At 52.7% G+C, this 12,392-nt stretch carries 11 protein-coding genes and 1 pseudogene; 3 read left to right on the plus strand and 9 right to left on the minus strand.

Translation table 11 applies throughout. The features are described 5' to 3' along the window. Window positions 1-74: 74 nt before the first annotated feature. The 6 genes and pseudogenes from ACSZO4_RS21585 to topA form a co-directional block, all read right to left on the minus strand. Window positions 75-845 (minus strand): annotated as a pseudogene (locus ACSZO4_RS21585) (aconitase family protein); the annotation flags it as partial. A gap of 192 nt (window positions 846-1,037) precedes the next feature. After that, window positions 1,038-1,136, minus strand: a complete 99-nt coding sequence (gene ymiC / locus ACSZO4_RS21590; RefSeq protein ID WP_437891115.1) for a small membrane protein YmiC — start codon at window positions 1,134-1,136, stop codon at window positions 1,038-1,040. A 135-nt stretch (window positions 1,137-1,271) separates the two neighbouring features. Continuing rightward, entirely contained in the window at window positions 1,272-1,442 is a 171-nt protein-coding gene (locus tag ACSZO4_RS21595; protein WP_437891116.1) for a hypothetical protein, read from the minus strand. A 1-nt stretch (window position 1,443) separates the two neighbouring features. Further along, window positions 1,444-1,605 carry a YmiA family putative membrane protein gene (locus ACSZO4_RS21600; RefSeq protein ID WP_437891117.1) on the minus strand — a complete coding sequence of 54 codons (162 nt, stop codon included), beginning with the start codon at window positions 1,603-1,605 and terminating at the stop codon, window positions 1,444-1,446. Window positions 1,606-1,923: 318 nt separating this feature from the next. Further along, window positions 1,924-2,898, minus strand: coding sequence for an HTH-type transcriptional regulator CysB (gene cysB, locus ACSZO4_RS21605; protein WP_437891118.1), 975 nt, complete (start codon window positions 2,896-2,898; stop codon window positions 1,924-1,926). A gap of 186 nt (window positions 2,899-3,084) precedes the next feature. Continuing rightward, window positions 3,085-5,682: a type I DNA topoisomerase gene (gene topA / locus ACSZO4_RS21610; RefSeq protein WP_437891119.1), complete on the minus strand. Its 2,598-nt coding sequence runs from the start codon at window positions 5,680-5,682 to the stop codon at window positions 3,085-3,087. Window positions 5,683-6,080: 398 nt separating this feature from the next. On the opposite strand from topA, the gene ACSZO4_RS21615 reads away from it, so the two are divergent. Beyond that, window positions 6,081-6,332 carry a YciN family protein gene (locus tag ACSZO4_RS21615; RefSeq protein ID WP_437891120.1) on the plus strand — a complete coding sequence of 84 codons (252 nt, stop codon included), beginning with the start codon at window positions 6,081-6,083 and terminating at the stop codon, window positions 6,330-6,332. Window positions 6,333-6,366: 34 nt separating this feature from the next. Here the strand turns inward: ACSZO4_RS21615 and sohB are convergent, their stop codons facing one another. Then, on the minus strand, window positions 6,367-7,413 hold the full coding sequence (gene sohB, locus ACSZO4_RS21620) for a protease SohB (protein ID WP_437891121.1): 1,047 nt from the start codon (window positions 7,411-7,413) through the stop codon (window positions 6,367-6,369). A 219-nt stretch (window positions 7,414-7,632) separates the two neighbouring features. Here sohB and ACSZO4_RS21625 point away from each other — a divergent pair, with 219 nt between their 5' ends. Beyond that, window positions 7,633-8,391, plus strand: coding sequence for a YciK family oxidoreductase (locus tag ACSZO4_RS21625; protein ID WP_437891122.1), 759 nt, complete (start codon window positions 7,633-7,635; stop codon window positions 8,389-8,391). Continuing rightward, window positions 8,388-8,978 (plus strand): cob(I)yrinic acid a,c-diamide adenosyltransferase, encoded by a 591-nt coding sequence (cobO, locus tag ACSZO4_RS21630; protein WP_437891123.1) that lies wholly within the window; start codon window positions 8,388-8,390, stop codon window positions 8,976-8,978. The genes ACSZO4_RS21625 and cobO overlap by 4 nt, the downstream gene beginning before the upstream one ends. Here the strand turns inward: cobO and ACSZO4_RS21635 are convergent. Both ACSZO4_RS21635 and ACSZO4_RS21640 read right to left on the minus strand, forming a co-directional pair. After that, entirely contained in the window at window positions 8,975-9,937 is a 963-nt protein-coding gene (locus ACSZO4_RS21635; RefSeq protein ID WP_437891124.1) for an AraC family transcriptional regulator, read from the minus strand. The two genes, cobO and ACSZO4_RS21635, sit on opposite strands and share 4 nt — an antisense overlap. A gap of 11 nt (window positions 9,938-9,948) precedes the next feature. After that, the gene (locus ACSZO4_RS21640) at window positions 9,949-12,303 is read right to left on the minus strand and encodes a beta-glucosidase (protein WP_437891125.1); all 2,355 of its coding nucleotides are present in this window, start codon (window positions 12,301-12,303) and stop codon (window positions 9,949-9,951) included. Between the last annotated feature and the right edge of the window lie 89 nt (window positions 12,304-12,392).

Here is a 12,392-nt window from a genome sequence, read left to right on the forward strand (position 1 = left end):
TTGGGCGGCTCATGGTTTGTCGGCGCCTTTGAGGCGCTCACCCTAAAGCCTCCGGCTCTGCCGGAGGATACTTACTTGCCGCCGAGTTTGAACCCCACCACATCCGGAATAAGCATCGACACCGGCTGGCCCAGCATCGCTGCTTCCGCCTCTATGCCGCCCACACCCCAGCCCAGTACGCCCAGACCGTTAATCATTGTGGTATGCGAATCGGTACCGACCAGCGTATCCGGATAAGCCACCCACTCTTTACCCGACAATTCACTCCACACCGCTTTGCCCAGATATTCCAGATTGACCTGGTGACAAATCCCGGTGCCGGGCGGCACGACGCTAAAGCGGCTAAATGCCTGTTGCCCCCAGCGCAGAAAAACATAGCGCTCGTGGTTACGCTCCATTTCAAGACGCACGTTCTCGTTAAAGGCCTCATCATCACCAAAGTGATCGACGGTCACGGAGTGGTCGATCACCAGATCGACAGGAGAGAGAGGATTCACTTTGCTGGTGTCACCCCCGAGACGTTTGACGGCTTCACGCATCGCGGCGAGATCGACAACAGCGGGGACGCCGGTAAAATCCTGCATCAGGACACGCGCAGGACGAAAAGCAATTTCTTTATCCGCATGGGCGGTTTTTAGCCACCCTGCCAGCGCCCGGATATCCTCATCTGTCACTGAATCCTCATCCTGCCAGCGCAGGAGATTTTCGAGCAACACCTTGAGTGATTTGGGTAAGCGCGCAATATCTCCAAGTTCCTTTGCGGCCAGCGGCAGGCTGTAGTAGTGATACGTCTTATTCTCTGCCTGCAAGGTATCCTTACTGGCTTCGCGTAGGGTCAACGACATATGCTCCTCCTTATTTCAGGGATTGCGAAACCCTGATTGTTATCGGGGTCTGTATTAAAGATAACACAAACATATCGTAACGTTTTGATAACAACCCGAATCGATAAAAGTGGCGAAACCACTGACAGGAAGAAAACAGGAAGGAAGGTAAATGAAACAGCAAACCTCGCAGGCGCGAGGTTTTTCAGATAATTAGCGTAACAGGATCCAGACGAGTTGCGCCCATAACAGAGCAGAAATCGAAAACGCCCCCATCCACGACCAGTATTTGAGAGAACTGCGGTTATTCATTTTTCACACCAGAGATTTATTCATTCAAACTGCGTAATAACGCAATTCATTATTTGCTGTGATGTATTTATTAAGCAGTACATAAGTACATGTAAGAATAACTCGGTAATTTACGCGGGTTATTCTGAACGTTAATTATTGTTCAGATGCGTCGTCTTTCGCGAAGCTATCAATAAATTCTTGCTGCTGCGGCGTCAGTTTCCATGACGGCGGAACCGTCGTTTCAGCTTGCGGTTTGGCATGTTGAGGATTGTCATGTCGCTGACATATTTTTTTTGCGTGTTCAGTTCCAGCACTGGCAGCCATTTTAACCCCAAAATTTCCAGATAACGAAAGCCACTACGACCCAGAACACGGCTGAGCCCAGAAATACCGCCAGCCAGGCTTTACGCTTTAACGCCGGATCCCTTTGCGGTTGTTCGCTTCCTGATGGCATTGCTAACCTCTTACAATCGACATCACTTATCATTTCGGCACCAACAATAGGTACAATTAATCATGAGATGAGACAAATCCTAAAGAAACTTTAGCCGAAAAGCCAGCGAATTTACGTTATGTATCTAACGAAATATTCAATCTTTTGACATCAAATAAATAATTGAAGAATGAAATTTGCGAAGCGACATTTTAGTTTCTATGTTTGTCGCAAATTTATCGGTGATTATGCATTTTATGGCGGGAGTCAATCATGAAAAAGTATGAATTTGAATAAGTGAATGATAATGATAATTCTACTTAGGGAAGGTTAAAGGGTATCTGTTGCGGATGACAGATACCCTTTTGCCGATTATTTCTCGGGAAGCTTAATGTCTTTAAACATCGCTTCAATATCTTCATTAGAACGCAGCGCGACGGCAGCATCGACAACATCACGGGTCAAATGCGGGGCGAAGCGTTGAATAAAATCATACATATAGCTGCGCAGGAAGGTACTACGACGAAAACCAATCTTGGTGGTGCTATGGCTGAAAACACCCTGAGCATCAAGTTTAACCAGATCGGGGTCTGAAACAGGATCCACTGCCATGCTGGCAATCACCCCAACGCCCAACCCCAGACGCACGTATGTTTTGATGACATCGGCATCGGTGGCCGTAAAAACGATGCGTGGAGAAAGGCCGGCGCGGTTAAAGGCGGTGTCCAGCTCTGAGCGGCCGGTAAAACCAAAGGTGTAGGTCACCAGCGGATACTGAGCCAGCTCTTCAATTGACACCGACTCTTTTGCCGCCAGAGGATGATCCGGGGTAACAACGATAGAACGATTCCAGTGATAGCACGGCAGCATAACCAGATCGTCATACAGATGCAGAGCCTCAGTGGCGATAGCGAAATCAGCATTCCCCTTCGATACGGCTTCCGCAATTTGCGTCGGTGAGCCCTGGTGCATATGCAAAGAGACGCGCGGGTAACGTTCAATAAAGCCTTTAATCACGTTTGGCAGGGCGTAACGCGCCTGAGTATGGGTGGTGGCAACGTAAAGCGAACCTTTATCCGGCCAGGTATGTTCACCGGCAACGGATTTAATGGCATCGACTTTAGAGAGCACTTCACGGGCGATACGAATGATTTCCTGCCCAGCCGGCGTCACCTGAGTCAGATGTTTGCCGCTGCGGGCGAAGATTTGGATCCCGAGCTCATCTTCCAGCATACGAACTTGCTTACTGATGCCAGGCTGTGAAGTGTAAAGACCTTCGGCGGTAGAGGAGACGTTGAGATTGTGGTTTACCACTTCAACAATATATCGAAGCTGCTGTAGTTTCATGAAGGGCCATCCGGATTCGCGCAAACGGGCAATCGCTTAAGACGATTTCATAATAAAAATCAGATTTACTATAACCACTATATCATTTATATCTTATATGTATAGATTTGAACCAAAAATAATAACAGCGGAATAAAAAAAGGGCCGGATAACCGGCCCAATTGTAACCTCTTAATTTTAAGAGGTTTATTTTTTCGCTTCCGTCCATTTACCGTCAATGAAGAAGGCAGACCAGCCTGTTGCTTTGCCCTCTTTCTCGGACGCAACATACTGTTGTTTAGTCTTACGGCTAAAGCGAACGATCGTTTTATTCCCTTCTGCATCCTGCTGCGGCGCATCAGCCAGATAACGTAACTTTTCTGGCAGACGGTCGCGGAAACGGTGTAATTCCTCAACCAGCGGCGCACGTGTTTCGCGCGATTTAGGGAAGGTATTGGCCGCAAGGAATACACCCGCAGCGCCGTCACGCAGAACGAAATAAGCGTCAGATTTTTCACATGCCAGTTCAGGCAGCGGCACCGGATCTTCCTTCGGCGGCGCTACTTCGCCATTACGCAGGATCTTACGCGTATTCTTACAATCGTCGTTGGTACAGGCCATGTACTTACCGAAACGCCCCATTCTCAGGTGCATTTCCGAGCCGCATTTTTCGCACTCAACGATCGGACCATCGTAGCCTTTGATGCGGAACTCACCCTCTTCAATCTCATAGCCATCGCAGGTCGGGTTGTTGCCGCAGACATGCAATTTACGCTTAGGATCGATGAGATAGCTGTCCATCGCTGTGCCGCACTTACCGCAGCGACGTTTGGCGCGCAGGGCGTTGGTTTCCGCGTCATCGCCTTCAAGTACGTTGAGAACTTCGTTTTCAGGTACCAGATTGATCGTGGTTTTGCAGCGTTCTTTGGGGGACAAAGCATAACCGGAGCAACCGAGGAAAACACCGGTGCTGGCGGTACGAATACCCATTTTACGGCCGCAGGTCGGGCAATCGATGCTGGTTAACACCATCTGATTGGGGCGCATCCCACCTTCTTCAGGATCTTTTTCTGCCTGATCGAGCTGGCGTGAGAAGTCACCAAAGAAGCTATCCAGGACTTTTTTCCACTCCGCTTCGTGGTTAGCCACCTGATCAAGGCGGTCTTCCATTTGGGCGGTGAAATCGTAATTCATCAACTCACGGAAGTTATCTTCCAGACGGTCGGTGACGATTTCGCCCATCTTTTCTGCATAGAAACGACGGTTTTCGACACGCACATAGCCGCGATCCTGAATGGTCGAAATGATCGACGCATAGGTGGATGGACGACCAATACCGCGTTTTTCCAGCTCTTTAACCAGCGATGCTTCGCTAAAACGCGCAGGCGGTTTGGTAAAGTGCTGAGCTGGCGTCAGTTCCGTCAGGGAGAGCACATCGCCGGTATTCACCGCAGGCAATGTACGATCCTCGTCACCTTTACGCAGCGCCGGCATCACTTTGGTCCAGCCGTCGAAGCGCAGAATACGACCACGCGCTTTCAGACGATAATCGCCAGCCCCTACCGTAATGGTGGTGGAATCGTACTGCGCTGGCGTCATCTGGCAGGCCACAAACTGGCGCCAGATCAGCTGATACAGTTTCTGCGCGTCGTTTTCCATATCCTTCAGGGCGTCAGCTTCTACACCCACGTCTGACGGACGGATAGCTTCGTGCGCTTCCTGCGAGTTTTCTTTGCTGGCGTACTGGTTGGCGTTATCCGGCAGGTATTTCTTGCCAAATTTATCGCCAATGTAATCCCGCACCATGCTGACCGCATCCTGGCTCAGGTTGGTGGAGTCGGTACGCATATAGGTGATGTAACCAGCTTCATACAGACGCTGGGCCATCATCATGGTTTTCTTCACGCCAAAGCCCAGACGGGTACTTGCCGCCTGTTGCAGAGTCGAGGTAATAAAGGGGGAGCCAGGCTTGCTGCTGGTGGGTTTGTCTTCACGATCCACCACCGTAAAACGCGCTTTCTCCAGCAGGCTTACCGCCGCCATAGTCTGTTCGCGGTTGACCGGTCGGAAAGGTTTATCCCCTTCATGGGTCACCGCCAGCGGCAGCGTATCGCCACCCGGTGTTGTCACACTGGCGTCGACTTCCCAGTACTCTTCCGGGACGAAAGCTTTAATTTCGCGCTCGCGCTCCACCACCAGACGCACGGCAACAGACTGCACGCGGCCTGCGGACAGACCACGGGCAATTTTCTTCCACAGCAGCGGAGAGACCATATAACCCACCACGCGGTCCATAAAGCGACGCGCCTGTTGAGCATTAACACGGTCAATATTCAGTTCGCCCGGCTTATCAAAGGCCTGGCGAATCGCATTTTTGGTGATTTCGTTAAACACCACCCGGCTGTAGCGTGACTCATCGCCGCCGATCACTTCCCGCAGGTGCCATGCAATGGCCTCCCCTTCGCGGTCAAGGTCGGTTGCGAGATAGATGTGGTCAGCTTTTTCGGCCAGCGATTTCAGCTCAGAAACCACTTTCTCTTTGCCAGGCAGTATTTCGTAGTGCGCATCCCACTCGTGCCATGGGTCAATGCCCATGCGATTAACCAGGGCACCACGTTCATCTTTCTTAGGCTTCTTAGCCGGTTTGACGGAGGCAGACTCCGCGCTCTTTTTAGGTGCTGAGCCACTGGTCGGCAAATCGCGGATATGACCTACGCTGGATTTCACCACGAAGTCATTACCCAGATACTTATTGATCGTTTTGGCTTTTGCCGGGGACTCAACGATGACGAGAGCTTTACCCATATTCACCTTTACCTAATAAAATTCTTCCAGGAATTCGTCGCACATTGCTTCACCTTCCATTGGCGACGAGCCAAATGTAGCGTGGCGGCGACAATGGATATCAACCGTTCTTTCAACCATAAGCAAAATTTATCGCTATCAGGTCATTGAGTTGACAGGTTTTTCCCCCTGCCCGCGATACAGCACGACGATTTTGCGGTCGAATGTCAAGCAAATCTGTTGCCAGATTGACGAAAGGGTCACACTGTACCTGATAAAATTTGTTACGCAACTTTATTAGCATGCATTTTCCAATCCCGCCAGTACAGCGAAATGCACAAACCCTTTGCTCAGGCAGGGAAAATTTGCCCACAGACGATGTGGGGCGTAGACTTGTTAAATTTTTCAGGAGGAGCTAAATGCAAGACTCAGCGCAACCTATCGACCGTCAGTCTTTGCTGGTACTGGCGAACAAACTCATTCGCGATCACGAAGACACATTATCCGGCATCGAAGCGACCAACGTGACCCAACGCAATGGCGTGCTGGTGTTTAGCGGCGAGTATTTTCTTGATGAGCAAGGCCTGCCGACCGGCAAAAGCACGGCCGTCTTTAATATGTTCAAATACCTGGCCCATGAGCTATCTGAAAAGTATACGCTGATTGATTAAACGAAAAACGCGAGGCTCTCACCTCGCGTTTTTGTTACAACATCGGTTTCTGCCCGCGCAGCCACCAGCGCATCAACAGTTTATCCACGCTTTCCGTCGCACTGCCGGTGAATCGGTCCATCAATTTTTTACGCTGCTGATAACGCAAACCAATCACTTCATGCTGCTCAAACAGGCCCAGCAATAATTCATCGCTGGTGCCGACCGCATCCACCAGACCTTTCTCCAGAGCCTGACTGCCGTACCAGTGTTCACCCGTGGCCACCTGCTCGATGTCCAGTCCTGGTCGCATCTGGTGCACAAAGCCTTTGAACAGATCATGGGTTTCATTGAGGCTTTCGCGGAATTTCTGCCGCCCTTCTTCGGTGTTTTCACCAAGCAACGTCAGCGTGCGCTTGAACTGCCCGGCAGTGTGCAACTCAATATCAATCTCTTTGCCTTTCAGGAAACGGTTAAAGTTGGGGATCTGTGCCACAACGCCAATCGAACCGATAATGGCAAAAGGCGCGGCGACGATGGTGTCCGCCACGCAGGCCATCATATAGCCACCGCTGGCCGCGACTTTATCAACCGCCACGGTAAGGGAAATTTGTTTATCGCGCAGACGTTGCAATTGCGAAGCGGCAAGGCCATAGCCATGTACCACGCCGCCAGGGCTTTCAAGGCGCACAACCACCCGATCGTCAGCCTTTGCAAGCGTCAGTATGGCGGTTACCTCTTCGCGCAAAGCGCCGACTTCATGGGCATCCATGCTTCCTTTAAAATCAAGAACATAAACGCGAGACTTGCGGACAGATGCCGTTTCGCCACGTTTCGCTTTAGCTTTCGCCTCTTTTGCTTCCTGTTTCGCTTTTTTCTTTTGCGCTTTATGCCAGAGTTTTTGCTGCTGTTCATCCAGTAGCGCAACTGACAACTCTTCCTGCATTTCCTTATATTGCTCGCTCAGTCGGGTGACGCGTAATTCCCCCCGCTGGCGCTTACGTTGAGTCAGATTAACAATAAGAACAGCAATAACGGCTATCGCAACAACAACGGTCGCAATTTTGGCCAAAAACAAACCATATTCAGACAGTAATTCCACGCATTCCACCTTGGTTCAGCCACTTAACGTTCACGTCCAGTGTACATGAGGCTTCCGGGCGCGTCTCCCATTGCGACGTTCACTCTGCGTGTGGATTGCGGCATATTTTCTCTGCATTCAACAGATTGTTACGACGACCCTCCCCCGGACTGATTGAAATGGTCTGCGGTTTAAGGCATAACACACATCATACAATTTCGTGCAGACCAAGGAGTCAGTGTGCATTATCAGCCACAACGCGACCTGCTACGCAACCATATCATCCTTGTGACCGGTGCCAGCGACGGGATTGGCAAAGAAGCCGCCCTGACCTATGCACGCTACGGCGCGCGCCTTATTCTGCTTGCCCGTAATGAAGAAAAACTGCGTAGCGTTGCCCAGCAGATAAGCCAGCAAGGCGGACAGACCGCCAGTGTTTACACGCTCGACCTTGCAGACTGCACGCCGCAGGCATGCCATACGCTGGCTGAAGAGATCGCCCGCCACTACCCGCGACTCGATGGTGTGCTGCACAACGCCGGGTTGCTGGGCGATGTTTGCCCCATGGACCAGCAGCAACCCGAACTCTGGAACGCCGTGATGCAGGTAAACGTCAACGCGACTTTTTATCTGACTCAGGCGCTTCTTCCTTTATTACTCAAAGCGGAAAGTGGATCGCTGGTGTTTACCTCATCAAGCGTTGGCCGTCAGGGGCGCGCAAACTGGGGTGCCTATTCTGTATCTAAGTTTGCCACCGAAGGGATGATGCAGGTTCTCGCCGAAGAGTATCAGCACAAACTGCGGGTCAACTGCATCAATCCGGGCGGCACCCGAACCCGCATGCGCGCCCACGCATTTCCGACGGAAGATCCGCAAAAACTGAAAACGCCAGCTGATATCATGCCGTTATATTTATGGCTGATGGGTGACGACAGCCGCCGAAAAACAGGCATGACCTTTGATGCCCAACCAGGACGAAAACCGGGGATATCGCAATGAGTGAAGAACGCTATCAGCAGCGCCAGCAACGAGTAAAAGAAAAAGTGGATGCGCGGGTTGCGGCAGCCCAGGACGAGCGCGGCATTATTATTGTCTTTACCGGCAACGGCAAGGGGAAAACCACAGCGGCGTTTGGCACCGCAACGCGCGCCGTCGGGCATGACAAAAAGGTCGGCGTCATCCAGTTTATTAAAGGCACCTGGCCGAACGGTGAGCGTAATCTGCTGGAGCCGCTGGGCGTTGAGTTTCAGGTAATGGCGACCGGATTTACCTGGGAAACGCAGAATAAAGAAAGCGATACCGCCGCCTGCCTCGCCGTCTGGCAACATGCGCTGCGAATGCTTGCAGATCCCTCGCTGGATATGGTGCTGCTCGATGAGCTGACCTATATGGTGGCTTACGATTACCTGCCGCTGGAGTCAGTGCTTGAGGCGCTAAAAAACCGTCCGGCTACGCAAACGGTCATTATTACGGGCCGGGGTTGTCATCGGGATATTCTGGAGCTGGCCGATACCGTCAGTGAACTGCGCCCGGTAAAACACGCCTTCGAAGCTGGCGTGAAAGCGCAAATCGGCATCGATTATTAACGGGCGGGTTGCAGCCCGGCAATACGCGGCAGCATCTCGTTAAGCGGCAGACACTGGCAATCCTCCGCCAGCGTCAGGCCGTGCGGCGATGCATTTTGCATCGAGAAATAGCGTTTGCGGTATTCACCCGGCGTCATGCCGCAGTATTTATTGAACGCCGTAATCAGGTATTTATGCTCCGGAAAACCGCAGGTATGGCTGATTTCGGTGATAGGTATACGCGTATCGCGAAGTAAGGTCTTCGCTTTATTAACCCGCACCAGGGTCAGATAGGCTTTAAAGTTATGGCGACTGACTTTCTTGAACAGCCGCGAAAACCACGAATAGCTCATTCCGGCGTGCCGGGCGACGTCGCTGAGCGTCAGGGGCGTATCAAACTGTTGATTGATATAGTCGATACCCTTTTTGATCATCGCCGCCTCCCGCAATGTGCTCTCCGGCGGTGAAACGGCAACGCCCGCATTCATTAACGCATCCAGTAGAGTATAAATCGCCGCAAGCCGCTGAAAGGGCGAATCCTGGCTCACCAGCTGTTCAACCAGCACGACAAGTTTGTGGTGCACAAGGCGATCGCTGGCCGTAAAGGTGCGGCCCTGCGTGCACCAGGCCAATAACGGAGCAGGATGCAGGGCGTCAAACAGGCCCGGAGAAAATTGCACAGTAATCAGCTGGCTGGCTTCCCGCTCGGCATTGAGCGAGTGCACTTCCCCGGCGTTGATATATAGCATGTCTCCCTTTTCCAGTAGCACGGTCTGATTCCCTGCCACCACTGAAAAGTCGCCATCGAGCACAGTGATAAGCTCCGGTGCAGCATGCCAGTGAGGTTCGCAGTAGCGAACCTGGGCGGCAAAGACGTTCAGCTTCTCAGCGTTAAAAGCGATAAGCTCATAGCCACTGTCCGCCATCTGCGACGGTGTTTCCTTACGGGCTCGCTGCTGAGTAACTGAAAAGGGAAACATGCATTCTCTCCTTACGCGCCGGGGCCTGCCAGGGTCGCGTTGAGCGTCTCCTTGTCGATATCCAGAGACATAAACTCGGTCAGGGTGATAAAAAGGCCAAAGACCATATCCGGAGCCACGGCGATCAATTTTTCACGCACCTGCTGCTCCGAACGCTGGCTTTTCTTTGCCACCAGCTGCACCACGCGCTGAAATGCCTCGGGCTGCAATATTAGCTGTTGCAATGAATTATCATCCCGCAACCTTACATGACGCGGCAACGCATGGACGTTAACGCTGGCCGTCAGTGGAATATCGCGGGAGGAGCGTCCCACGCCAATGCCGTATTCGCCCGGGAAAAGCACCCAGTCCGCAAGGCCGGGATGATAACAGGCCAGCTCGTCTGCCAGCAGGGATAAGGTCACCCGCTTCGTCTCACCGGGTTGCAACGCCACTTTCGTAAAGGCTTTCAGCGCCTGCGTTTCACGCAGCAGTTCACCCGCCGGTGGACGGAGATACAGTTGCACAATCTCCTTACCCGCCATTGTCCCTTCGTTGGTCACATCGAGCGTCACCGTCAGCGTTTCCCCCGCCGCTAAACGGTCTGTCGAAAGCTGCAGGTTTTGATAAGCAAAGTGGCTGTAACTCAGCCCGAAACCAAAAGGAAACAGCGGTTGCAACTGACGTTTATCATAATAACGATAGCCAACAAACAGACCTTCCCCGTAGTAATGCCGCAGGTTTTCACCCGGATAATGCAGCCATGCGGGAGTCTCCTCCAGCGCATTCGGCATCGTCACCGTTAGCTTGCCGCACGGGTTACGTTTCCCGAACAGAATTTCCGCGACCGCCCTGCCCATCCCTTGTCCGGCAAAGAAGGTTTCCAGCAATGCCTTACAGTTACCCAACCAGGGCATCACCACCGCATCGCTGTTCGCCAGCACCACCACCACATTTGGCTGAACTGCCGAAACCTCACGAATAAGCCGTTCATGGGTGGGAAGAATAGCCAGATCCTTGCGGTCGCCATTCTCACCATCCTCGCCGACCGCCGTACTGACAAACAGAACGGCGACATCAACGTTTTGCGCCAACGCAACCGCCTCAGCCAGAGCCTGCTCATCATCCTGCCCGTCATCCGGGGTGCCAATAGCCCAGCGCACGGCAACGTTTTCCCCGGCGAGATCGAAAATTTCATCCAGCGGCCTGTCCAGCAGCCAGGGGACGGTAGTCGCACAGCCGGATCCCTGAATCACCGGCTCCTGAGCCGGTTTGCCCATCACCGCAATGCTGCTGACCTCCTTACTGCTGAGTGGTAAAAGCGCGTCGTCGTTTTTCAGCAGTACAATCGACTCTGCGGCCAGACGCTGCGACAGTTGATGATGGGCAGAAAAATCCGCCTGCGTATCGGCACGTCTGTTGCGCTGCACTTTATCCAGCAGGCTGAGCATCCGCAGGCAGGCGCTATCGACCACCTGCATGGGCACCTCGCCGGACTCAATGGCCGCCAGCAGCGTTCTCTTGTCGAGCTGGGTTTCCGGCATCGCCAGGTCAGTACCCGCCAGCAATGATGCCGGACGATCTTTGATCCCGTACCAGTCCGACATCACCAGACCGTCATAATCCCACTCTTCGCGCAGAACTTGCGTCAGTAAAAATGGATCCTGCGATGTCTGCACGCCGTTCAGTCGGTTATAGGATGACATCACCGTCCACGGATTTGATTTTTCAATCGCCCGCTTAAAGCCGGCAAGATAGATCTCACGTAGCGCGCGTTCTTCAATAACAGAGTCCATTTCGGTGCGCCGAAACTCGGAGTTGTTGGCGGCGAAATGCTTCAGACTGGCGCCGACGCCCTCATCCTGTAGGCCATTGATCAACGCCGCAGCCATGTCGCCGCTGACCACCGGATCCTCGGAATAGTATTCATACCCGCGTCCCGCCAGCGGCGTACGACGAATATTGATTCCCGGCCCCAGTAAAATGCCGACGCCCATATGCTGACATTCCCTTCCCAGCGCCTGCCCCATCAGGTAAACCAGCTCTACATCCCAGCTACAGGCCAGACTCGACCCATTCGGGAAACAGGTCGCCGGTTTTGAGGTGCTGAACAGCGCTTCGCTGCCCCCTTTGGCAGCCGCGCTCTCGCCTCCGGCCTTGTCCGCAGTCTGGCTTATGACCGCAATGAAATCATCCATGCTCCACTTTTCATCACCGCTGATTTGTGCGGTGCTGTAGCGCACACCGTAAGTGCCGTCGGTCATGACGATATCGTCTATTCCACGATGCGGCAGTGACTGAGTGCGCCATAATCCTTGCCCCGTCAGCAGCGCCACTTTTTCTTCAGACGTCATTGCGGCAAGCGTCGATTCAAATGCATGGTTCATCTTGTTCTCCCTGAGTAAGTATCCTCCGGCAGAGCCGGAGGCTTTAGGGTGAGCGCCTCAAAGGCGCCGACAAACCATGAGCCGCCCAA

The sequence above is a fragment of the Phytobacter sp. V91 genome (assembly GCF_965644225.1).
Taxonomy (GTDB): Bacteria; Pseudomonadota; Gammaproteobacteria; order Enterobacterales; family Enterobacteriaceae; genus CBFFRJ01.